Raw genomic sequence first — 22916 nt, forward strand, 5'->3', positions numbered from 1 at the left:
ATTGAAATGTGTGGTAGGAGGAAAAGAAATGCTAAATAAAATAATTTTAATTACTGGTGGTACAGGTTCGTGGGGACAGGAACTTATAAAACAATTATTACAAAAATCACCGAAAGAAATTAGAGTTTTTTCAAGAAATGAAACGGTTCAGTTTGAAATGCAGCAACAGTTTATAAATGATGATAGATTAAAATTTATTATTGGAGATATTCGTGATAAAGAACAACTAGTCTATGCATGCCAAGGTGTCCATTATGTATTCCATCTTGCAGCTTTAAAACATGTTCCAGTATGTGAGTATTATCCTTATGAAGCTATAAAAACAAATATACATGGTACACAAAATGTAATTGAAGCATCTATACAGATGCAAGTTGAGAAAGTTATATATGTTTCAACGGATAAAGCAGCCGATCCATCAAATACGTATGGGATGACAAAAGCAATTGGTGAGAAGTTAATGGTGCATGCGAATATGCAAACGAAGAAAACAAAATTCATTTGTGTTCGTGGTGGAAATGTTTTGGGGACGAGCGGAAGTGTGGTACCACTCTTTAAAAAACAAATTAAAAAATCTTTACAAGTAGGGATTACCGATGCAAGTATGACTAGATTTTTCTTAACGATTGAAGATGCTGTTGGATTGTTATTTAAAGCCGTATATCAAGGTAGAGGTGGGGAAATCTTTGTTATGAAAATGCCGGCATGTAAAATAACAGATTTAGCAGAAGTGTTAATTGAAGATTCGAAAAAGGGAAACGTGAAGGTAAAAGAAGTAGGGATAAGACCGGGTGAAAAATTAAGTGAAATGCTTTTATCTGAGGTAGAGAGTAAAACAAGTATAAGTTTTGATCAAAATTATTTTGTGGTACTACCGACTATTCCTATAGAAGGACTGCAAGAATATTATGCTAGCTATCCGCTTGTGGATGTGAAGAGTTTTAGTTCTCAACAAGACTTACTTACAAAACACGAGGTGAAACAAATGTTATTAAAAGGAGGGTTTTTACGATGAAAAAAAATGCGAGTCTTTTAATAACTGGTGCAAATGGTTTCACAGGACGCCATGCTTGCCACTATTTTTTAGAGCAGGGCTTTCATGTAATTCCTATGATTCAAAATCGTGCACATAGAGAAATAATTGGGAATGGTATTACTTGTAATTTAACTAATAAGAGCGAAGTAATGAAGGTAATGAAACAAATAAAGCCAGATTATGTATTGCATTTAGCAGGAAAGAATTCGGTCATAGAGTCTTGGACAGCTGCTCTTGAATATGTAGAGGTTAATGTAATAGGGACGTTATATTTATTAGAAGCAATTAAGCAAGAAGTACCTCACTGTAGAACATTGGTTATAGGATCTGCTTTGCAAGCAGATAGTATGAGCAATATAAAAATTTCAAATCCATATAGTTTAAGTAAAACGATGCAAGTCATTATTGCAGAGGCGTGGAGTGAATTAATGAATTCAAATATTATCATTGCAAAGCCCTCGAATTTAATTGGTCCAGGAGTATCGAATGGTATTTGTTCTATTCTTGCAAAAAAAATGATAACTATAGAGTCGAATAAAAGTGAAGCAATTATTGAAGTAAACAGTTTGAAAGATAGTAGGGATTTTCTAGATGTACGTGATGCGGTTAAAGCGTATCATGTGTTATTGCGCGATGGAATAAATGGAAAACAATATAATATTGGATCAGGGATAAAACGGTCTTTATTAGATGTAATAGAACAATACAAAGAATTAACACAGCTGAGTTTTTCCATAAAAGAAGCAGAGCATAGTGGAAGCGAATCAAATGAGAGTTTAGTAATAGAGGATATAAAAAGGTTAGGTTGGGTCCCAGAAATTCAATTCCATCAATCATTAAAAGATGTACTCGAGTATGCGAAGTGTAGTGAAATCTGCATTCAATGAAAAATGAAAAGGGTGTAAGAAATATATGAATGGCTATAAAACAATGGATAATCAAAATACGCTATTTCTTTTAATTGTTGATACGCTGGACTGGAAAGATGAGGAAGAGCATGTTTTGTGTATCTATGAGGCGATAAATAAATGTCAAGCCTATGTAGAAGGTAAAAAGGGTGATAGGAAAAATCCAGTAATAGGTACAGGAACTAGGCCTGTAATTCAAGTCTTTGCTCAGTATGAATGTAGTGAGTATGGAAATGATTTTTATGATCTTATTAAAGATTTTTTGCAAGATATAGGGTTTGAGCTAAATGTTTATATAAATAATAGTAAGTTTACTTACATTTAATAGATTAGTATAAAACAAGATTTTTAATGATAAAGGTGGATATAAATTATGAATAAAAAGATTCTCTTTACTGGGGGCGGTACAGCCGGACACGTAATGATTAATATGGTATTGATTCCTAAATTTATGGAAAAAGGATGGGGAATTGAGTATATTGGATCTCAAAATGGAATTGAAAAACTATTAGTTCAAAATGTGAAATACAATAGTATTTCAACGGGGAAGCTTAGGAGATATTGGGATTGGGAGAACTTTAAAGATCCTTTTAAAATAATAAAAGGTTGCATACAAAGTTATAAATTGATGAAACGAATAAAACCAGATGTTGTTTTTTCGGCAGGAGGATTTGTGTCCGTTCCTGTAGTAATAGGAGCGTGGATGAATAAAGTACCTGTAATAATACGTGAACCAGATAGTACGTTAGGATTAGCAAATAAAATAGCATTACCTTTTACTACAAAACTATGCACAACATTTCCTCAGACAGGAGAAAATGTAAGTAATGAGAAGAAGGTTTATGTAGGACCAATTGTAAGGGAAGAAATTGAGAGGGGCAATGTATTGCGGGGAAGAAGCTATTGTAAATTTCAGCAAGATAAACCAGTATTGTTAATTATGGGTGGGAGTCAAGGTGCTCAATGGATAAATGATATGGTAAGGGGAAGTTTGGAAAAATTACTATTAAATTTTAATATTGTTCATATGTGCGGTAAAGGGAAGGTGGATTCATCTATTGGTATGGAAGGTTATATGCAATTTGAGTATATAGGGGACGAGTTGCCGCATATACTAAATATGGCGAGTGTTGTAGTTTCTAGAGCAGGTTCTACTGCTATTTCTGAATTGCTATTTTTGAAGAAACCGATGTTGCTTATCCCGTTAACTAACAGTTCTAGTAGGGGAGATCAAGTTTTAAATGCTGAATATTTTTCTCGGCAAGGATATGCGGAAGTTATAATCCAGGACAGAATAAGTACGAATGTATTCATACATGCAGTAAATAAGTTGTATACAAATAAGGAGAGATATATTCAAAACATGAATGGATATAAGAAAACAAATGATGAGGGGATTCATCAATTAATAGATATAATAAATGAAGTGGTGAAGGAATAGAAATTTAAATAAAAAAACAAAAGGAAAGAAGATATCTTCTTTCCTTTTTACTATAGTTGTTCAAATTCATTATTACTTATCCATATTAGCAATATACTATAGGTGAATACCGATTTCTAATAGCTCAGTAAATGCATGAGTATGGATAGGTTTACTATAATAGTAACCTTGAATAAACTGACATTTATTTTTTTGAAGGAAATTCACATGTTCTTTCGTTTCTACACCTTCTGCAATGACAGACATTTCTAATGTATGTGCTAATGTGATAATTGTTTTAATAATTTCCATTCCATCTTCACACGTTTCAGACATTGTAATAAATTCTCTTGGGATTTTTAACGTATCTATTGGATATAAAGGTAAATACGCTAGTGAAGAATAACCTGTACCAAAGTCGTCGATTGAAATGTGAACTCCTAAACCCTTTAGTGTGCGGAGCTTTATCAATGTTTCTCGCTCATCCATCATTGCAATGCGCTCTGTTAATTCAAGGTCGAGAGAACTTGCCGGTAAGCCTGTAGTTGCTAATGTAGAAGAAATAGACTTTACAAAATCTTCTTGTTCAAATTCTTTAGCAGATAAGTTTACACCAATTTTTAAATGAGAATATCCGAGTGTGTGCCAACGTTTCATTTGCTCACAAGCCTGCTGCAATGTCCATTTTCCTATTGGAATAATTTGTAGTGTTTCTTCAGCAATCGGAATAAATTCATATGGAGAAATAACGCCTAATTCAGGATGATTCCACCTGATTAGAGCTTCTGCACCGATAATTTTATTAGATTCACTATCAACTTGAGGTTGATACAAAAGGAACAATTCTTCATTTTGTATTGCGTTTGGTAAATCTTTTTCTAATCGTAATCGTCTTTCAATTTTTTTAGCGATTACATCGTCATAAATAGAGACAGAGTTAAGCTCTTTTGCCTTTGCATCATACATTGCAACATTAGCGTTTTTCAAAAGTGTAGCGGTATCGATTCCGGAATGTGGATAAATAGCGATGCCGATACTAAGTGATAAAGTTAATGTATGCTCATGTATGACAAACGGTTTTTCCATGCATTCAAATAACTGGTTGCATAAATCGAATAAGGAATCTTCGTCAGTATAGTTTTCAATTAAGATTGTAAATTCATCGCCACCGATTCTTGACAGATGAGTATGTGATGGAAGACATGATTGGAATCGCTTCGCTACTTCTTCTAATATGTGATCTCCTGCCGAATGTCCAAGTGTATCGTTAATTGCTTTAAAGCGATCTAAATCTAAGTATAATAATGCGAACTCACTGTCTGTTGTTTTAGCATTTTTTATAACTCTTTTTAATTTCTTATGGAAAAAGGCACGGTTCCCAATTTTCGTTACCGTATCATGGAATGCTAAATACTTTATTTCTTCTTGTTGCTTTTTTAGTGCGGTAATATCTTTTACCATAATATAACTTCCTGAAATTTGTCCATCTATTATAATAGGGACGATGGTAACGTATAAAAAATAAGTAAAACCATCTTTATATTTAGAACTTAGTTGTAAGTATGCCGATTCTTGTTGTTTCACCTTTTCTAATGCAGATGTTAGTTTATGTTTGTCTTCATCTAAAATAATCGAAAAACAAGTTTCACCGAGTAACTCATCTGTTGGTGCTCCAAGTAGTATACTTCCGGCTTGATTTACATTTAAGAATACGCCATGTAAATCAATTGTAAAAATAGGATCAGGGTGATATTCATATAACGATTTAAACTTTTGTTGTTTTTGAGATAGAGCCTCTGATTTATGAACTAAATCAGAAGTCCGTAAAGTCACCTTTTCTTCTAGTTGTGCATTGAATGCCTGTAAACGTTTTGTTAGGGAATTGTTTTGCATACGTACAATAGAATGACGAATGAGTACGAAAATAAAAGTAATACAATTTCCTGTAATGAGAGTTGAGGATGATGTTTGTTCTTTTAATGTAAACCCGATTAGTATTGCAACAGCAAGATAGGGAAATACAACTAAAGCCTTTTTTCCTATTATAGGGTTAACAATGAAATAATTTTTATGGCTATTACGATCTGCTGAAATAGATCCAGCTATTGCAATAAATAATATAGGTATTCTATATAAAAGACGTAATAATGTTATCGTTTCAGTTGCTAAATGGTTATTTAAGTAAAAATAAATATAGTTAAAAGTTGCAGAACTTATCAATACAAAAATAAAGATATAAATCTTCCGTTTAGAATTAAAAATTGTCGGACGGAAAAAGAGACTAACGCCTAGTAGAAGAAACAATAAATCTGCAATTGGATATAGAAATGAAAGGAAAACATCGCCTAGTGAAAGAGAGAATATATTTAAATTTGGTTGATTAAATAAATACCACTCTAATGTGAATATGGAAGTAAGTACTATACATATATCACAAATAAAGAACGTTTTTTCCCATTTATCGCATTCTTTTAAAATTTTATAACTGAAAGCAATAAGACAAAAGAGTAGAAAAAACATGTAAAATACATCAGAAATAGTAAAACGATGTATTGGAATTTCGAAGAAGCTATCTTGATATGTATATACTATTTTACCTAATAAAAAACTCCCAATTGCTATCGTGATACATATCCAAAACGGATTTGAACTGACTTTTTTAGAATATATAGAATAAATTAGTGATACAAATGTAATGGCTTCAACAATAAGTGAAGCGAAGCGTACATCCGAATTTGAAAAATGAGTAGGGAACAGATAAAAAAATATAAAATAGATTGAATAGCATATTAATGTTCCGATTAATATACATAGTTGTAAATTTTTATTTAATTTCAATAAAATCACCTTCTTTAATTATGCACTATATTCGTAATATCTATACATAATAATATTACTTAAAAATTGTATCAGATTTCCTTGTAAAAATCTTGTTTATAAGGAAAGTATTGAAGAGTTTAATAATTCTTAAAATTAAAAAAACATTGCGTTTGATAGTATGTATTGCATCAAGATTTTAAATAGAAATTGTATATTTAGTCATCCTTTGAATTGTAAAGGTTTTTTAGTGATTTGCAAGCGGAGATGCAAAATTGCATATAAAATGATGAGAATCCTCTTTCTAGCTGATTTTTTGATTGTTATAGGCTATTTTAAGTAAGATTTTCATTTTTAATCTGAAAATTAACATTTGTAAAAATGTTACAAAAGGATATAAAATGAGAACGTGTATTCTTACAGAGTGGATAGTATTTTCACTAAATAGGGAGGACTTTTTATGTTATGGCGAATGAAAGATGCGGAAATATACTATGAAATTGTTGGAGAGGGTAAACCAGTCATTATTATACATGGCTGTGCGCCGGATCATAGGTTAATGATGAAATGTATGGAATCAGTATTTCAAAAATATGAAGGTTATCAACGAATATATATTGATTTACCTGGAATGGGAAAGTCGAACGCTCCAGATTGGATAAATAGTTCAGATCATATATTAGAAGTGTTAACTATATTTATTGAAGAAATCATTCCAAAGAAAGATTTTTTACTAGTAGGAGAGTCTTTCGGCGGATATTTAGCTAGAGGGATACTTTCAAAAATGTTTGAGAGAGTCAATGGATTATTATTAATATGTCCTGTGGTTGTTGCACTGCAAAAAGAAAGACGTTTACCGGATAAACAGATAATTGTACAAGATAAGGAGTTTTTAAATACGTTAACTTCTACCGAAAGAAAAGAATTTAGCGAGTTAGCAGTGGTAGCAAATGAATATACATATAAGCGATTTAAAGAAGAAATTAAGCCGGGGTTAGATGTTGCTAATTATGAATTTATTGAAAGATTGCAAAAAAAATATTCTCTTACTATGGAGTTTCACCGAAAGAAATATGAGAAACCCGTTCTTTTATTAGCAGGAAGACAAGATATATCGGTAGGTTATCGAGATATTATAGAAATTATTGAAGATTATCCAAGAGCAACATTAGCGGTGCTTGATATGGCGGGACATAATTTGCAAATTGAACAGCCTGAACTATTCGAGAGTTTAGTAGGAGAATGGATTACACGAACAAAACAACAAAATTTATAAAAAACGAATGAATATTTTCAAGGAGGAAGTATGAATACATATATTTATATGGTTAGGCACGGTGAATCATCAAAATTAGAAGGGAGTGAAAGAACACGTGGTTTAACTGAAAAGGGAAGTTTAGACGCTCATAGAGTAACAGACATATTAAAAACAGAGGGAATCGATACTTTCATTTCAAGTCCATATAAGAGGGCTGTGTTAACGATAGAAAAAACAGCCAATTTCTATGAAAAAGAAATATTAATATATGAAAACCTTAAAGAGTGTATGTTTTCCAGTGGGGATCAAGTTATATCAGATAAAGAGGTATATCCGCTTGTAAAGAAGATGTTCTCTGATCCGGATTTTGCACTAACAGAAGGAGAGTCATATAAGGATTGTCAGAGACGGGTAGTGAAAGTGTTAAAGGAAATATTAATGGATTTTCAAGGACAAAAAATTGTAATTGGCACACATGGGCTTGTAATGACACTCATGATGAATTATTTTGATAAGCAATACGGGTTTGAATTTCTAATACATACATCAAAGCCTGACATATATAAGCTGGAATTTAATGATGAACAATTATTGAATGTAAAAAAATTATGGATAGGAGAATGAAACTGAATATATGGAGTGTGTTTTAATTCGTACTTATAAAATATACTTTTTTTATAGAAAGCATTTTTATCAACTATTTTTAGAATCTTAAATCAATAAGTAATTATTCAATTTCTGAATAATATAAATGGAAGTTGGGTTAAGGAAACAATTTAAAATGTGACAAAACTCCAAACGTTGGATTTCTATTCAATTGGAAAAAAAGATGTAGAATTTTGTCTTACGGTCCCCGTTTACTTTTCATTTCATTACATATAGGCTTTGTGGTGTAAAGGGGAAAATCACCTTTATACAAAATTTATAAGGAGGACAATGTGATGAAAAAGATTAAAAAGTTTGCGGGAGTAGCTTTAGCAGGTACGGTTGGATTAAGTGGACTACTGTTTTTAGAACCAAGTGTAAGCGCTGCGGAAACAAAGCAGGTGAAAGAAGGAAATTTCAATGCGATTGATGTAACGATGAATCAAAGTGAATTTTATGTATTGAGTGGTAGAAGTATTGATATTCTTTCTGGAGATAAAGAAGCAATTCAGTTAAATAATTACACAATTCGTTTTAGTAAACCAGGGAAGTATGTAATTAAAGTAAATGGCTGTATTTATGACGATGTATATACTTTTATTGTAAATGAGTAGTATATATTCTGAAATTGTGAGATGAAAAAAGAAACACCCTATTTGCGGTGAGAATCGTAAATAGGGTGAATACTTTGTATTAAGTTGTAGTTTAAATATGTTCATTAACTTTCTCTTTGTTATGTAAAGTATGTAAGAGGGTTTGAAACATCTTAAATGATTGCTGAAAGATCGGACTTTGAATAAAGGTGTAAAGAAAAGTTACGATGAAAACAGGACCTCCTAGCATAAATCCAATAACTAGTACAACACATTCTACTATGATTCTAGCACGGCTAATAGATAGCCCTGTTTTGTCGGAAATAGTAAGCATGAATCCATCTCGAGGGCCAGCACCAATCCCAGCCGCAACATACATCCCTCCCCCAATACCTGTAATTGCAATCCCAGCAAATAAAATGAGTAAGTTTATCCATAAATAATCACTAGCGTTTGGAAGAATGTTTGATTGTAAGAAAAAGTCCATAATGGGACCGATAAGTAGTGCATTTAAAAATGTGCCCACATTTATATATTTTCGATCTACTAATAAAGAAATGAGAACGAGACATAATCCACATATGACACTCCACGTACCAATGGTCCATCCAAATCTTTGGTAGAGAGCCATATTTAAAACTTCCCAAGGATGTAAACCGAGAAATTTCACTTTGACTGCAAGAGCATTTCCAAGGCCAAAAAAAATTAACCCTAAGAAAAAAAGAAAATAGCGAAAGAGAGTTAGTCTCATCTTTAATACCTCCTATATTTTATAATTATGTATATTACATGTAAGATTTTTAATGTACAAATATTAAGACTTTTTAGTTGTTATTTAAAATTGCTAAAATACAAATGAAATATATATTCGCAGTCAAAAAAGTTAAAATATTTCGTTTTAAGGATTATAATAGAGAGAGAAACATAAAAGGGAGTGAATGAGTTTGCAACAAGAACTTATTGAAAGATTTACGAGATATGTAAAGATTGATACACAATCGAATGAAGAAAGTCATACAGTACCAACAACATCTGGACAAATTGAGTTTGGTAAGTTATTAGTGGAAGAGTTAAAAGAGATTGGCTTAACAGAAGTAACAATGGATGATAATGGGTATGTAATGGCAACACTTCCTGCTAATACGAATAAGGATGTTCCAGTAATCGGCTTTTTAGCACATTTAGATACGGCAACAGACTTTACAGGGAAAAACGTAAAACCACAAATTCATGAAAATTTTGATGGCAATGCAATTACGTTAAATGAAGAGCTAAATGTTGTGTTAACGCCAGAACAGTTTCCAGAATTACCATCATATAAAGGACATACGATTATTACAACGGATGGTACGACACTTCTAGGAGCAGATGATAAAGCTGGTCTAACTGAAATTATGGTTGCAATGAACTATTTAATACATAATCCGCAAATTAAACATGGGAAAATAAGAGTAGCATTTACGCCGGATGAAGAAATTGGTCGTGGGCCAGCGCATTTCGATGTAGAAGCATTTGGTGCATCATGTGCTTATACGATGGATGGAGGTCCATTAGGTGGTTTAGAGTATGAAAGCTTTAATGCTGCAGGTGCTAAGTTAACGTTTAACGGAACGAATACACATCCCGGAACAGCGAAAAATAAAATGCGTAATGCAACTAAACTTGCTATGGAGTTTAATGGGCACTTACCAGTAGAAGAGGCACCAGAATATACAGAAGGCTATGAAGGATTCTATCATTTACTTTCATTAAATGGTGATGTTGAGCAAAGTAAAGCGTATTATATTATTCGAGATTTTGATCGTGAAAATTTTGAGGCGCGTAAACATAACGTTGAAAATATTGTGAAGCAAATGCAAGAGAAGTATGGACAAAATGCAGTCGTTTTAGAAATGAATGATCAATACTATAACATGCTTGAAAAAATCGAACCAGTGAGAGAAATTGTTGATATTGCATATGAAGCGATGAAAAGTTTAAATATCGAACCAAACATTCACCCGATTCGTGGTGGAACAGATGGATCACAATTATCGTATATGGGATTACCAACGCCGAATATTTTCACAGGTGGTGAAAACTATCACGGTAAATTTGAATATGTTTCGGTGGATACGATGGAAAAAGCTGTTCAAGTTATTGTGGAAATCGCAAGACGCTTCGAAGAACAAGCTTAAAAAAAACCAAGTAGTGCGGATGCGCTACTTGGTTTTTTAGTATAATACTCGCCACAAATAAAAAGTTGCGTAAGACTCCCAGTTGGTCCAATTTGCCGCAAAATCTTTTATTTCCTGTTTAGTCGGTTTACTTTCAGAACCTGTTATATATTTAATTGCATTGTGCAAGCCAACATCGTCAATGGGAAAAGCGGAAGGAAATCGTAAGCAGCGCATTAAAACATAGTTGGCAGTCCACGGTCCTATACCATGTATAGCAGTTAATTGTTTTTCAGCTTGTTGCACATCTTGTATTTGCAGTAAAGATTCTTTTGATAATTTTCCTTCTGTAATAAGCTTTGCAATACCTATTACATATTCGCATTTTCTAGTCGTCATTTTTAAGTTTTTGAGATCCTCTACATGTAAATTGGCAATCGTTTCAGGAGAAGGGAATATCCAATGTTTACTATCGTTCCATTCTACATAATTTCCAAAGTGTTCGACTAATCTTCTTTTTAGTGTATAAGCATATGTGAGATTAATTTGCTGACCGATAATTCCCCAGGAAAGTGCTTCAAATAAGTCTGGAATACCTAAAGTACGAAGCCCATAATATTGTTCAATTGGTCCTTGAAGGAGTACATCATGTTTAGCTAATGTATAAAAGGGAGCTAAATCAGTAGTTAAATCAAACCACTCTTTTACATAGTGAGCTACAGCTTCGCATATCGATTCTTCAGACGTATATGATTCTTCTAAAAAACGTATTTGAATATTATCATCCGAGTTCATACTAATTTCAACTAAAGGATGTACATCCTGAACAGGGATAACTTTATAAATTTTGTTATCTTCAATGTGGAACATACATTCATTGTTAGAACGTGATAGATAGCGTAAATTTTCTTGGAAACTAAATTCTGTTGGAACTGCTAAAGTTAATGTGCTAGTATATTTTGCTGTCATATGCATTCTACCGGAGACTTTTCTAATGTAAGCAACACTTTCTTCATTTCTAATCCACCTCTAAAACCGGTTAGTTTACCATTCTTTCCAATAACACGATGGCAAGGAATTGTAATGAGAAGAGGGTTGGCAGCAATAGCAGTAGCAACGGCACGCACAGCAGTAGGTTTTTGCATTCTTTCGGCAATTTCTGAATAAGAATATGTCTCCCCATAAGGAATTTCACGTACCGTATTCCAAACAGATAATTGAAAATCAGTTCCGTAAGCATCGATAGGGAATGTAAAAGTTTCTCGTTTCCTTTCTAAATACTCGATAACTTCTTTCGTATATGATTGTAGGTAATCTGGATTACATGCCAATATATGTTGTGGCAATTTCTTTCTAGCCCATATATTTAGTTCTTCAAATTTTTCATCTTGTGATCCAATGAAGCATAGTCCATTTTCAGTTGCAGCAATATGAAACTGCCAATTTTCATGTGTAAGTAGCGTCCAATATATAAATTTATTTTTGGAGGAATTCATTATTTTATCCTTCTTTCATTTCGTTCTTTTTTCGATATTCAGTAGGAGTGAATCCGGTTTTCTTTTTAAATAAAGTTGCGAAATACTCTGGGTTTTTTATCCCGACAGCAGTACTAATTTCTTTAATGGATTGATTTGTGTGTAAAAGGTGTTCTGCCGCTTTAACAATCCTAAACTGCTGTATATATTCTATTGGACTTATTCCTGTTACTTTTTTGAAAGTGCGTTGCAAATGAAATGGGCTACCATGACATATTTCAGCAAGTATGTTGAGAGTTAATAATTCGTCAAAGTGCTTTTTGATATAATCTTTAATTTGTTCTACCCACTCTTCATTAGGTAAAGTGAGCCCATTTGGTTTACAACGTTTGCAAGGGCGGAATTTTTCGCTTAATGCTTGCTCTGCATGATGAAAAATTCGTACATTGTTTCTATTCGGTATTCTTGATTTGCATGACGGTCGGCAAAAGATTCCGGTTGATTTCACAGCATAAAAGAATTTACTATCATAGGAAGAATCATTATGAATAATTGCTTGCCAATGCTCATTTGTTAACGTAATCCCTTCATTGTGCAAAGAACATCACCTCTGAAATTAGTATAACCTGAATAAAGTGCGTATGTATGTATTCACAAATGTAAGAGCAAGATTACAAAGGTGAAAATATGATTGTTTTTCTATTTTGTGATAGCATGAAATTTGAAAGTGAACATCAAGAGGAGGACTATAGGTGAAGTTAATTTCGTGGAATGTAAATGGTTTGCGAGCAGTTATCGCAAAAGGTGGATTTTTAGAATATCTTGAGGAATCAAATGCTGATATATTTTGTTTACAAGAGATTAAATTACAAGATGGGCAAATTGATTTGAATCAAGAGGGATATTATACATACTGGAATTATGCTGTGAAAAAAGGTTATTCAGGAACAGCTATTTTTTCGAAAAAAGAACCGCTATCTGTAACATACGGTTTAGGAATTGAAGAGCATGATCAAGAAGGACGAGTTATTACTTTAGAATTCGAAGATTTTTACATGATAACGTTATATACACCAAACTCAAAACGAGGATTAGAACGATTAGATTACAGAATGAAATGGGAAGATGATTTCAGGGCTTATATTAAGCAATTAGATGAAAAAAAGCCCGTTGTTTTTTGCGGTGATTTAAACGTTGCTCATAAAGAAATCGATTTAAAAAATCCAAAAAGTAATCGTAAAAACCCTGGATTCTCTGATGAGGAACGAGAGAAATTCACATGTATTTTAGAAGAAGGATTTATTGATACGTATCGTTATCTGTATCCTGATCAGGAAGGTGCATATTCGTGGTGGTCGTATCGTATGGGAGCGAGAGCAAAAAATATTGGATGGCGTTTAGATTATTTTGTTGTTTCGGAAAGAATGAAAGACAAAATAACAGAGGCGAAAATTAATAGTGAAGTGATGGGATCAGACCATTGCCCAGTTGAATTACATATAAATTTCTAAAAAAAGAAGTATCTTCCTAAGATTAGGCGGATACTTCTTTTTTATTCAGTTTGTTAAAATTTTTCAAATCTTTCTTGAAATAATTGCATATTAAATATATACTTAGTAACGATAATCATTATCAATGAAAAGTGTTATCAATAGATGAGGTGTAAAAGAATTATAGTTTAGGGGAAGTGAACGAGAATGAGTTCTGGATAGAATTATTAATCTAATGAAATATATATGTGAGACAAGTTTCATATAGTTAAATTTTATTGAGAATATAGTTTGAGAATTCGAGAGGAGTTATATAAAGATGAACAAGAAGTTATTTACTTTAGGGATGGTTACAGTTTTAAGTGTAGGACTAGCAGCATGCAATAGTACGGATAAAACTTCAGGAGAACAAAAGCAACAGACAAAAGCTACGGAAACGAAAAAAGACGAAAAAAGAAAAATTACATATTTAGGTAAAGAATATACAGTACCAGCAAAAGTAGATAAAATTGCGACAGCTAGTTTAGAGTCAATGGAAGATGCAGCGGTACTTGGTATTAAGCCAGTAGGTGCCATTACTGTTGGTGGTAAATTACCGAAGTATCTTGAGAAAGATTTAGAGGGTGCGAAATCTGTTGGCGAGAAAATGCAACCAAATTTTGAAACATTACTACAATTAAAGCCAGACGTTATTACATCAAGTACGAAATTCCCAGCAGAAACAGCTGAAAAGTTTACGAAAGTAGCTCCTACATTCCCGGTATCACACGTTTCAACAAATTGGGAAGATAACTTAAAGTTAATGGGAGAATTAACTGGTAAAAAAGATAAAGCAGAAAAAATTATTAAAGATTACAATTCAGACGCTGAAAAGGCAAAAGCAAAACTAGGAGATAAGTTAAAAGACAAAAAAGTACTTGTCATTAGACTAAGAGCAAACGAATTATTCCTATATCCAGAAGGAGTATACTTCAACCCTGTCATTTATAAAGATCTTGGATTAACTGCTCCAGAACAATTGAAAACTGTAAAAGCACAAGAGAAAATTTCATTTGAAAAACTTGCTGAACTTAATCCGGATTATATTTTCTTACAATATGAGACAACTGAAAATAAAAATCCGAAAGTGCTAGAAGAAATTGAAAGTAATCCAATTTGGCAAAGTATGAATGCTGCGAAGGAAAAGAAAGTATTTGTAAACGTTGTAGACCCAATGGCACAAGGTGGTACTGCTTGGAGTAAAACAGCATTCTTAAAAGAAGCAGTGAAAAATTTATCTAAATAATACAATAAGTAAGGTGCGTTGAATGATATGCAGAAAACAAATGCAGTACCAGTGACTATATTATGTATAGCACCCATACTCATCTTATTTACAGTTATATTTTCTATTTTGTATGGGGCGAAGAGTATTGATGCTGAAATAGTGTGGAACGCATTATTTCATTTTGATTCAAGCGATGTAAATCATAATATTATTATTACTTCACGTTTACCAAGGGTAGTTGCAGCTCTTTTAGTTGGAGCATTTCTAGCCATATCAGGAGCACTTATGCAGGGGATGACAAGAAACTATCTTGCATCCCCTTCTATTATGGGTGTGACGGATGGGGCAGCCTTTGTTATTACACTTTGTATGATTTTTCTTCCGGGAATGTCATCAATTGGTATGGTTTTATGTTCAATGATTGGTTCTGCACTAGGAGCCGGTATCGTGTTTGGTTTTGGCTCGCTCCTTCAAAATGGCTTATCACCAGTTAGGTTAGCGATTATCGGAACAGTTATTGGAACATTTTTAAGTAGTGTATCGGCCGCGATGGCATCATATTTCCAAATCTCTCAAAATGTTAGTTTTTGGTTTAATGCAAAGTTAGACCAAGTGGATCCTAATATCATTAAAATCACGATACCGTTTGGGATAATCGGAATAATTTTAGCGTTGTTAATATCAAAATCTATTACCATTCTTTCTTTAGGAGAAGAAGTTTCTATTAATCTAGGGCAGCGTACAAAACTAGTTAAAGCGATGGCAATTTTATCAGTTATCTTTTTAACAGGAACAGCAGTTGCTTTAGTAGGAAAAGTTGGTTTTGTAGGTTTAATTATTCCGCACATTACTCGCTTTATAATTGGGGTAGATTATAAGTGGATTTTGCCATGTGCAGGCGTTATTGGTGGAGTTTTCTTAGCGTTATGTGATGTTTTAAGTAGATTTGTAAACTATCCATTTGAAACACCTATTGGGGTCGTTACCTCCTTAATTGGAATTCCTTTCTTCCTTTATTTAATTCGTACAAGAGGAGGAGAGAGACATGCTTAAAAGTTCAAGTCAACGTTTCGGAATGACGATGGGGATTAGTGTATTTTTAATACTATGTGCTATTTATATTAGTTTAACGAATGGTACGTTTGATATTACGATTACAGATGTATTTAAAACACTCTTTAGAATAGATCCAGTACCAGACCATGATTTAGTTATTTTTGAGTTTCGTCTTCCTCGTATCGTAATTGCTGGGCTAGTAGGATTAGGCCTAGGCGTTGCAGGTGCTGTTATTCAAGGGATTACGAGAAATGGATTGGCAGACCCGGGAATTTTAGGAGTGAATGCTGGGGCCGGCACAGCAATCGTTATTTTTATGTTTTTCTTTCAAGGGCAATTAAAGAGCACAGACTGGATGTCTATTATGATGATGCCAATGTTTGGTTTAGTCGGCGGATTAGGTGCAGCTATCATCATTTATCTGTTTTCATGGAAAAACGGTAAGCTAGACTCCCAACGTCTTTTATTAACAGGGATTGCGATTGGGTCAGGATTTGGAGCATTTTCTATGTACTTATCACTCAAAATGAAGTCAACTGATTTCGAGATGGCTGCAGTTTGGGTGTCAGGAAGTATATATAGTGCAAACTGGAAGTATATTATTGCTATGTTGCCGTGGCTTATCATATTAATTCCGCTTATACAAAAGAAAGCTTATTTATTAGATTTATTTCAATTGGAAGAAACGAGTATTACAAGTTTAGGTGTTTCAGTAGAAAGAGAGAAATCTATTTTACTATTAAGTAGTATCGGACTTGTAAGTGCATGTGTTGCAGTTTCAGGAAGTATTGGTTTCATTGGATTAATGGCACCGCATATAGCAAAAAGGCTTGTCGGTATTCAGCATAAGCATATCATTCCTACGTGCGGAGTAATCGGAATGTTCCTTGTAATAGCTTCAGACTTTATTGCAAAAACAGTTTTCACCCCTGTAGAGTTACCTGTTGGAATCGTTATTTCTATTGTCGGTGTACCGTATTTCTTATATTTACTTTATAAGGCGAAAGCGTAAGAGGAGGAATAAAAGTGAGTATTTTAAGTGCAAAAAATTTAGAAACGAGTTATGAAAAGCTTACAGTGTTTCGCGATTTAAATGTGGAAATACAAGAAGGAAAAGTAACGACAATTATAGGGCCAAACGGGTGCGGGAAATCAACACTGTTAAAAACAATGGGAAGAATTTTAAAGCAAAAGAGCGGTAAAGTATATTTGCAAGGACAGGATTTAAATACGATTCCAACAAAAGAAATTGCGAAGCAGTTAGCTTTACTCCCGCAAACTCCAATTGCACCAGGAGAACTTAAAGTGGAAGAATTAATTTCCTATGGACGCTATCCACATCGAAATAATGTAAATAAGTTAACTTCAAAAGATAAAGAGATGATTGATTGGGCATTAGATATAACGAAAACTTCTGAATTTCGAACGAGACAAATTGCAAATTTATCAGGCGGTCAAAGACAAAAGGTATGGCTAGCGATGGCTTTAGCACAAGAGACAGAAGTGTTACTACTAGATGAACCAACTACATATCTCGATATGTCTCATCAATTAGATGTATTACAAATTGTGGAGAAGTTAAATAAAGAACATAATTGTACGGTTGTTATGGTACTACATGATATTAACCATGCAGCAAGGTTTTCAGATGAAATTATTGCGATGAAGGAAGGGGAAATCGTTACAACTGGTAGCCCAGAAGAAATCATTACAAATGAAGTGTTAAAAGAAGTATTTCATATTGATGCGCGTGTCATGATTGATCCGTATAATGGGTCTCCTGTTTGTTTTGGATACGATAGCGTTGCACTTCAAGAAGAGAAAGTAGAGATATATGTAACGAGTTAAGAAGGAGGGAATATAAGATGAATACTACTATTGAAAAACAGCAGATTATTACATCTAATACAGAACAGTGGAAACTGTATTCAAAATTAGACTGTAAGGAATATCAAATTCATATTTCAAAGCCGAGGCGGCCAGCACCAGAGTCAGGATATCCTGTTATATACGTATTAGATGGCAATGCCTTTTTTCAAACATTCCATGAAGCGGTTAAAATACAATCAGTTAGAGCGGAAAAAACAGGTGTTTCACCAGCCATTATAATAGGTATTGGTTATCCAATTGAAGAGGCATTTTCAGGAGAAGAAAGATGTTATGATTTTACGCCAAGTGTAATTTCAAAAGATGCGCCTTTAAAACCAGATGGCAAACCGTGGCCTAAAACAGGAGGAGCACATAACTTCTTTACTTTTATGGAAGAAGAACTGAAACCTCAAATTGAAAATAATTATAAGATTGATAAAGGAAAGCAAACATTATTTGGGCATTCGTTAGGTGGCTTATTTGCTTTACATATATTATTTACAAACGTAAATGCCTTTCAAAATTATTTTATTAGTAGTCCATCAATCTGGTGGAATAATCAATCTGTGCTTGAAAAAGAAGCGAATCTTATAAATGAATTAAACAGTGCCAAGTTTCAAACGGGAGTGTTCCTTACAGTTGGGTCACTAGAACGGGAGCATATGGTTATAGGGGCAAATGAATTATCAGAGCGCCTTCTCCGAGTAGAACACGATCAGTTTCGATTTACGTTTTATGAAGCTGAAGGGGAGAATCACGCATCTGTTGTGCCGACTTCTTTAAGTAAAGGGTTAAGGTTTATTAGTTACGTATAAATTGAAATGAATATCTAATAAAATGCAAACAAAAGGCTATGGTAAATTTTCCATAGCCTTTTGTTTGTGCAAGTAGAATTGTCTTTTTTGAACGTTTTGTTTCAACTTTTCGTCTAAAGAGACAAAAAGTTGTCACAATTCGGTCACAATTAGCATAAACATAAAATAGACGAAATGAACTTATTTCCAAAAAGGCTTGATTCATTCCATTCATGATTAGAAGAGCTGAAACAGCATGGATTAAAAGTTCACTATATTCTCAAGGAGGTAGATCGTATGAAAACTATTCTTGCTATCGCTGGGCTTATTTGGGTTTTATCACATGGCATTCCAATTTATGAAGGAGAACAAATTCGCAGTGCTCTGAATAAAAATTTTAATGAATATCACGTTATTGATCGGCAAGATAATGTCGTGACAGTTCGTGTAAATGATTGTTTTCATACGGTAACCGTTGAAGGAACTTCAGTAGTGAATGATACAAAAGTATGTGATCAGCAATAATTATATATAGGAAGAAAAAAGTCTCAATTTACACGTGTGAAAATTGAGACTTTTATATTTGTGGATGAATAATAAGCGGGGATGGATAATCCCTGCTTATTATTGTTTTTTGAAAAAAAGGCAAGGGTATCATAATAATTGAGTCTGAGAAGCTAATAAGTTGTTAAGAATAAGCATAGAGCGGAAATATACTCATATGGGGTATCATACGTAGATAATTAATGCTATAATTGGTATACTCGTAAAAGCAATTGTTTTATTGGATGAAGAGAAACTTTAAGAAGGTGATAATTATGGATCATAAAGAGCATGAAGCGGTAACACATAGATCAGAAAAAGAAAAAGAGCAGATTATAAATAGATTAAAGAGAATTGAAGGACAGGTCCGCGGTATTCAAAATATGATTGAAAATGATCGTTATTGCGTGGATATTTTAGTGCAAATTTCAGCGATTAATGCAGCGATGAAAAAAGTAGGAATGGGTGTATTAAAAAACCATACAAGTCATTGTGTTTCAGGTGCTATTAAAGATGGCAATGGTGACGAAGCAATTGAAGAATTAATGACTGTATTTGAACGTTTTTCAAAAGCGTAAAAACAAGCTAGTATGTAACTGGCTTGTTTTTTGTTTACCTTCATATAAGATTTCGGGGTATTGATGTGAAAAAGTGTATGTAAAATAAACTTTTAGAAAATAATTGAAAAATCATGATACAAAACCATTGATTACCTTAGGGGGGTATGGTAAGATGTAATTGTGATTAACAAACAATGAAGAAACAAGAGGAGGATTTTAAATGGAACAGTTAACATTAAAAGTTGAAGGTATGTCTTGTGGACATTGTGTAAATTCTATTGAAAGCAGTGTGAAAGAACTAAACGGTGTTGAACAAGTGAAGGTTCAATTAGCAGAAGGAACTGTTGAAGTTACTATCGACTCGTCTGCTGTAACACTAAAAGATATCGTAGCTGTAATTGAAGATCAAGGATACGATGTTCAATAATTATTTTTAGATATGGAAATAAATCGTACTTTATAGGAAGTACGATTTATTTTGTTAATAATTATACCTTATGAGGGTATATAGAGGTGAGAGACATGAATGAACAGAAAGAGGCTAATCTTCAAATATCAGGAATGACATGTGCGGCATGTGCGAATAGAATTGAAAAAGGTCTGAAAAAAGTAGAAGGTGTTCATGATGCAAATGTAAATTTTGCACTTGAAAAAACAAAAATAATGTATGATCCCCAAAAAACAAATCCGCAACAGTTTAAGGAAAAAGTTGAATCGTTAGGATATGGAATTGTAAGTGATAAAGCTGAGTTTACTGTTTCAGGGATGACATGCGCAGCATGTGCGAATAGAGTAGAAAAGCGTTTAAATAAGTTAGAAGGTGTGAACGGAGCGACAGTAAATTTCGCTTTGGAATCAGCTACAGTAGATTTTAACCCTGATGAAATTAATGTAAATGAAATGAAGAGTGCAATTACGAAATTAGGATATAAATTGGAAGTGAAATCAGATGAGCAAGATGGATCAACTGATCATCGCTTACAAGAAATTGAGCGACAAAAGAAGAAATTTATCATTTCATTTATTTTATCATTCCCGTTACTGTGGGCAATGGTAAGTCATTTCTCATTTACATCGTTTATTTATTTACCTGATATGCTTATGAACCCTTGGGTGCAGCTAGTTCTTGCAACTCCAGTTCAGTTTATCATTGGTGGGCAGTTTTATGTTGGAGCTTATAAAGCGTTACGAAATAAAAGTGCCAATATGGATGTTCTCGTGGCACTTGGAACGTCGGCAGCGTATTTTTACAGTGTGTATTTAAGTATTAGGTCGATTGGTTCTTCGGAACATATGACAGACTTGTATTTTGAAACGAGTGCAGTACTTATTACATTAATTATTTTAGGTAAATTATTTGAAGCAAAGGCAAAGGGACGCTCGTCAGAAGCAATTAAAAAATTAATGGGATTACAGGCGAAAACCGCTACTGTTCTACGAGACGGAACAGAAATGAAAATTTTAATCGAAGAAGTAGTAGCTGGTGATATCGTTTATGTAAAACCTGGTGAAAAAATCCCGGTAGATGGAGAAATTGTAGAAGGAAAGTCAGCAATAGATGAATCGATGTTAACAGGTGAGAGTATTCCAGTTGATAAAACAATTGGGGATGTAGTAATCGGTTCTACAATGAATAAAAATGGATTTTTAAAAGTGAAAGCAACTAAGGTAGGAAGAGATACTGCATTAGCTCAAATTATTAAAGTAGTAGAAGAGGCGCAAGGGTCAAAAGCTCCTATTCAAAGAGTAGCTGATCAAATTTCAGGTATTTTCGTACCCGTTGTAGTTGTGATTGCTATTATCACATTTGCAGTGTGGATGCTATTTGTTACACCTGGTGATTTTGGCGGAGCACTTGAGAAAATGATAGCCGTACTTGTTATCGCTTGTCCATGTGCATTAGGTCTTGCGACACCTACATCTATTATGGCTGGATCAGGAAGATCAGCTGAGTATGGTATTTTATTTAAAGGTGGAGAGCATTTAGAAGCAACGCACCGATTAGATACAGTTATTCTAGATAAAACAGGTACTGTGACAAACGGAAAGCCTGTTTTAACAGATGTAATTGTAGTAGATGGATTCCATGAAGAAGAAATACTACGTTTAGTCGCTGCGGCAGAAAAAAATTCTGAACATCCACTTGCAGAAGCGATTGTAGAAGGAATTAAAGAAAAGAAAATTGATATCCCAAGTTCAGAAACGTTTGAAGCGATTCCAGGATTCGGTATCGAATCAGTTGTAGAAGGGAAACAATTATTAATTGGTACACGTCGATTAATGAAGAAATTCGATATTGATATTGAAGAAGTTGCTAAATCGATGGAAGAGCTAGAACGAGAAGGAAAAACAGCAATGCTTATTGCGATCAATAAAGAATATGCTGGTATAGTGGCCGTTGCAGATACTGTAAAAGATACTTCAAAAGCAGCTATCGCAAGACTTAAGAAAATGGGTCTAGACGTTGTTATGATTACAGGAGATAACACACAAACTGCTCAGGCGATCGCTAAGCAAGTTGGTATTGATCACGTAATTGCAGAAGTATTACCAGAAGGAAAAGCAGAAGAAGTGAAAAAACTCCAAGCACAAGGTAAGAAAGTAGCAATGGTTGGAGATGGAATAAATGATGCTCCTGCTCTTGCTACGGCGGATATCGGTATGGCAATTGGAACAGGAACGGATGTAGCGATGGAAGCGGCAGATATTACGTTAATCCGTGGGGATTTAAATAGTATTGCTGATGCAATCTTTATGAGTAAGATGACGATAAGAAATATTAAGCAAAATTTATTCTGGGCACTAGCTTATAACGGATTAGGAATCCCGATTGCGGCGTTCGGTTTCTTAGCACCTTGGGTTGCAGGAGCGGCTATGGCATTTAGTTCTGTATCCGTTGTATTAAATGCATTACGACTGCAAAGAGTGAAATTAAAAAAATAAAAATCTAGAGAGTAATTGCATATGCTTTTAAACGAAAAACAATACTTTGAAATAAGTATTGTTTTTTGTTTATATAGAAAGAAAAA

Annotated in this window: 23 protein-coding genes; 18 read left to right on the top strand and 5 right to left on the bottom strand. The window is 33.6% G+C overall.

The window, feature by feature from the left end:
- Positions 1-28 precede the first annotated feature (28 nt).
- From DT250_RS13075 to DT250_RS13090, 4 genes are read left to right on the top strand one after another with little or no spacing between them, the layout of a single operon-like run.
- Positions 29-1015: a UDP-N-acetylglucosamine 4,6-dehydratase family protein gene (locus DT250_RS13075; RefSeq protein ID WP_149213100.1), complete on the top strand. Its 987-nt coding sequence runs from the start codon at positions 29-31 to the stop codon at positions 1013-1015.
- Positions 1012-1923: an SDR family oxidoreductase gene (locus tag DT250_RS13080; RefSeq protein WP_149213101.1), complete on the top strand. Its 912-nt coding sequence runs from the start codon at positions 1012-1014 to the stop codon at positions 1921-1923. Before DT250_RS13075 ends, DT250_RS13080 begins: the two co-directional genes overlap by 4 nt.
- A gap of 25 nt (positions 1924-1948) precedes the next feature.
- Positions 1949-2269: a DUF6572 domain-containing protein gene (locus tag DT250_RS13085; RefSeq protein ID WP_060487512.1), complete on the top strand. Its 321-nt coding sequence runs from the start codon at positions 1949-1951 to the stop codon at positions 2267-2269.
- A 48-nt stretch (positions 2270-2317) separates the two neighbouring features.
- Positions 2318-3385: an undecaprenyldiphospho-muramoylpentapeptide beta-N-acetylglucosaminyltransferase gene (locus DT250_RS13090; protein WP_087985008.1), complete on the top strand. Its 1068-nt coding sequence runs from the start codon at positions 2318-2320 to the stop codon at positions 3383-3385.
- Positions 3386-3481: 96 nt separating this feature from the next.
- Here DT250_RS13090 and DT250_RS13095 read toward each other — a convergent pair whose 3' ends face one another.
- Positions 3482-6202, bottom strand: coding sequence for a sensor domain-containing phosphodiesterase (locus DT250_RS13095; protein WP_137014260.1), 2721 nt, complete (start codon positions 6200-6202; stop codon positions 3482-3484).
- 439 nt (positions 6203-6641) lie between these two features.
- Here DT250_RS13095 and DT250_RS13100 point away from each other — a divergent pair, with 439 nt between their 5' ends.
- The 3 genes from DT250_RS13100 to DT250_RS13110 all read left to right on the top strand — a co-directional run bounded on the left by DT250_RS13100 (position 6642) and on the right by DT250_RS13110 (position 8698).
- On the top strand, positions 6642-7457 hold the full coding sequence (locus tag DT250_RS13100) for an alpha/beta fold hydrolase (protein WP_106101741.1): 816 nt from the start codon (positions 6642-6644) through the stop codon (positions 7455-7457).
- A gap of 30 nt (positions 7458-7487) precedes the next feature.
- A complete protein-coding gene (locus DT250_RS13105) occupies positions 7488-8063 on the top strand; it encodes a histidine phosphatase family protein (RefSeq protein ID WP_088064256.1) in 576 nt (191 codons plus the stop codon).
- 317 nt (positions 8064-8380) lie between these two features.
- A complete protein-coding gene (locus DT250_RS13110; protein WP_060487508.1) occupies positions 8381-8698 on the top strand; it encodes a hypothetical protein in 318 nt (105 codons plus the stop codon).
- 91 nt (positions 8699-8789) lie between these two features.
- Here the strand turns inward: DT250_RS13110 and DT250_RS13115 are convergent, their stop codons facing one another.
- Positions 8790-9428, bottom strand: a complete 639-nt coding sequence (locus DT250_RS13115) for a YczE/YyaS/YitT family protein (RefSeq protein ID WP_097889693.1) — start codon at positions 9426-9428, stop codon at positions 8790-8792.
- Between the two features lie 193 nt (positions 9429-9621).
- Between DT250_RS13115 and pepT the strand changes: the two genes are divergently transcribed.
- On the top strand, positions 9622-10854 hold the full coding sequence (pepT, locus tag DT250_RS13120; protein ID WP_097889694.1) for a peptidase T: 1233 nt from the start codon (positions 9622-9624) through the stop codon (positions 10852-10854).
- Between the two features lie 36 nt (positions 10855-10890).
- Here the strand turns inward: pepT and DT250_RS13125 are convergent, their stop codons facing one another.
- Genes DT250_RS13125 through DT250_RS13135 form a run of 3 tightly spaced genes read right to left on the bottom strand, consistent with a single transcriptional unit; the run spans position 10891 to position 12906 of the window.
- Positions 10891-11802: a DNA-3-methyladenine glycosylase family protein gene (locus DT250_RS13125; RefSeq protein ID WP_087985002.1), complete on the bottom strand. Its 912-nt coding sequence runs from the start codon at positions 11800-11802 to the stop codon at positions 10891-10893.
- Positions 11799-12329: a methylated-DNA--[protein]-cysteine S-methyltransferase gene (locus tag DT250_RS13130; protein ID WP_149213102.1), complete on the bottom strand. Its 531-nt coding sequence runs from the start codon at positions 12327-12329 to the stop codon at positions 11799-11801. Before DT250_RS13130 ends, DT250_RS13125 begins: the two co-directional genes overlap by 4 nt.
- Before the next feature lie 4 nt (positions 12330-12333).
- Positions 12334-12906, bottom strand: coding sequence for a bifunctional transcriptional activator/DNA repair enzyme AdaA (locus DT250_RS13135; RefSeq protein WP_149213103.1), 573 nt, complete (start codon positions 12904-12906; stop codon positions 12334-12336).
- Between the two features lie 154 nt (positions 12907-13060).
- Between DT250_RS13135 and DT250_RS13140 the strand changes: the two genes are divergently transcribed.
- The 10 genes from DT250_RS13140 (at position 13061) to DT250_RS13185 (ending at position 22830) form a co-directional block, all read left to right on the top strand.
- A complete protein-coding gene (locus DT250_RS13140) occupies positions 13061-13819 on the top strand; it encodes an exodeoxyribonuclease III (RefSeq protein WP_097908467.1) in 759 nt (252 codons plus the stop codon).
- A 298-nt stretch (positions 13820-14117) separates the two neighbouring features.
- Positions 14118-15083: an iron-hydroxamate ABC transporter substrate-binding protein gene (locus DT250_RS13145; RefSeq protein ID WP_060487502.1), complete on the top strand. Its 966-nt coding sequence runs from the start codon at positions 14118-14120 to the stop codon at positions 15081-15083.
- Between the two features lie 27 nt (positions 15084-15110).
- Positions 15111-16118 carry a FecCD family ABC transporter permease gene (locus DT250_RS13150; protein ID WP_088122939.1) on the top strand — a complete coding sequence of 336 codons (1008 nt, stop codon included), beginning with the start codon at positions 15111-15113 and terminating at the stop codon, positions 16116-16118.
- Positions 16111-17133 carry a FecCD family ABC transporter permease gene (locus DT250_RS13155; RefSeq protein ID WP_087984997.1) on the top strand — a complete coding sequence of 341 codons (1023 nt, stop codon included), beginning with the start codon at positions 16111-16113 and terminating at the stop codon, positions 17131-17133. Before DT250_RS13150 ends, DT250_RS13155 begins: the two co-directional genes overlap by 8 nt.
- Before the next feature lie 14 nt (positions 17134-17147).
- Positions 17148-17969 (top strand): ABC transporter ATP-binding protein, encoded by an 822-nt coding sequence (locus DT250_RS13160; RefSeq protein WP_046956533.1) that lies wholly within the window; start codon positions 17148-17150, stop codon positions 17967-17969.
- Positions 17970-17986: 17 nt separating this feature from the next.
- Entirely contained in the window at positions 17987-18805 is an 819-nt protein-coding gene (locus tag DT250_RS13165) for an alpha/beta hydrolase (RefSeq protein WP_097908465.1), read from the top strand.
- A 276-nt stretch (positions 18806-19081) separates the two neighbouring features.
- Positions 19082-19309 (top strand): hypothetical protein, encoded by a 228-nt coding sequence (locus tag DT250_RS13170; protein WP_000849106.1) that lies wholly within the window; start codon positions 19082-19084, stop codon positions 19307-19309.
- A 293-nt stretch (positions 19310-19602) separates the two neighbouring features.
- Complete coding sequence (locus tag DT250_RS13175; RefSeq protein WP_000349636.1) at positions 19603-19905, top strand: metal-sensing transcriptional repressor; 303 nt, start codon at positions 19603-19605, stop codon at positions 19903-19905.
- A 202-nt stretch (positions 19906-20107) separates the two neighbouring features.
- Complete coding sequence (copZ, locus tag DT250_RS13180) at positions 20108-20314, top strand: copper chaperone CopZ (RefSeq protein ID WP_002014669.1); 207 nt, start codon at positions 20108-20110, stop codon at positions 20312-20314.
- Positions 20315-20409: 95 nt separating this feature from the next.
- Positions 20410-22830, top strand: a complete 2421-nt coding sequence (locus DT250_RS13185; RefSeq protein WP_149213104.1) for a heavy metal translocating P-type ATPase — start codon at positions 20410-20412, stop codon at positions 22828-22830.
- The last annotated feature ends 86 nt before the right edge of the window (positions 22831-22916 follow it).

Origin of the sequence: Bacillus sp. AR2-1 (assembly GCF_008368755.1) — a bacterium.
In the GTDB taxonomy this organism is placed as follows: Bacteria; Bacillota; Bacilli; order Bacillales; family Bacillaceae_G; genus Bacillus_A; species Bacillus_A wiedmannii.

Excerpts from the sequence above, each read along its gene's own strand:
- DT250_RS13075 (WP_149213100.1), top strand. The coding sequence starts at position 29 with ATGCTAAATAAAATAATTTTAATTACTGGTGGTACAGGTTCGTGGGGA.
- DT250_RS13080 (WP_149213101.1), top strand. The coding sequence starts at position 1,012 with ATGAAAAAAAATGCGAGTCTTTTAATAACTGGTGCAAATGGTTTCACA.
- DT250_RS13085 (WP_060487512.1), top strand. The coding sequence starts at position 1,949 with ATGAATGGCTATAAAACAATGGATAATCAAAATACGCTATTTCTTTTA.
- DT250_RS13090 (WP_087985008.1), top strand. The coding sequence starts at position 2,318 with ATGAATAAAAAGATTCTCTTTACTGGGGGCGGTACAGCCGGACACGTA.
- DT250_RS13100 (WP_106101741.1), top strand. The coding sequence starts at position 6,642 with ATGTTATGGCGAATGAAAGATGCGGAAATATACTATGAAATTGTTGGA.
- DT250_RS13105 (WP_088064256.1), top strand. The coding sequence starts at position 7,488 with ATGAATACATATATTTATATGGTTAGGCACGGTGAATCATCAAAATTA.
- DT250_RS13110 (WP_060487508.1), top strand. The coding sequence starts at position 8,381 with ATGAAAAAGATTAAAAAGTTTGCGGGAGTAGCTTTAGCAGGTACGGTT.
- DT250_RS13115 (WP_097889693.1), bottom strand. The coding sequence starts at position 9,428 with ATGAGACTAACTCTCTTTCGCTATTTTCTTTTTTTCTTAGGGTTAATT.
- DT250_RS13125 (WP_087985002.1), bottom strand. The coding sequence starts at position 11,802 with ATGACAGCAAAATATACTAGCACATTAACTTTAGCAGTTCCAACAGAA.
- DT250_RS13130 (WP_149213102.1), bottom strand. The coding sequence starts at position 12,329 with ATGAATTCCTCCAAAAATAAATTTATATATTGGACGCTACTTACACAT.
- DT250_RS13145 (WP_060487502.1), top strand. The coding sequence starts at position 14,118 with ATGAACAAGAAGTTATTTACTTTAGGGATGGTTACAGTTTTAAGTGTA.
- DT250_RS13150 (WP_088122939.1), top strand. The coding sequence starts at position 15,111 with ATGCAGAAAACAAATGCAGTACCAGTGACTATATTATGTATAGCACCC.
- DT250_RS13155 (WP_087984997.1), top strand. The coding sequence starts at position 16,111 with ATGCTTAAAAGTTCAAGTCAACGTTTCGGAATGACGATGGGGATTAGT.
- DT250_RS13165 (WP_097908465.1), top strand. The coding sequence starts at position 17,987 with ATGAATACTACTATTGAAAAACAGCAGATTATTACATCTAATACAGAA.
- DT250_RS13170 (WP_000849106.1), top strand. The coding sequence starts at position 19,082 with ATGAAAACTATTCTTGCTATCGCTGGGCTTATTTGGGTTTTATCACAT.
- DT250_RS13175 (WP_000349636.1), top strand. The coding sequence starts at position 19,603 with ATGGATCATAAAGAGCATGAAGCGGTAACACATAGATCAGAAAAAGAA.
- copZ (WP_002014669.1), top strand. The coding sequence starts at position 20,108 with ATGGAACAGTTAACATTAAAAGTTGAAGGTATGTCTTGTGGACATTGT.
- DT250_RS13185 (WP_149213104.1), top strand. The coding sequence starts at position 20,410 with ATGAATGAACAGAAAGAGGCTAATCTTCAAATATCAGGAATGACATGT.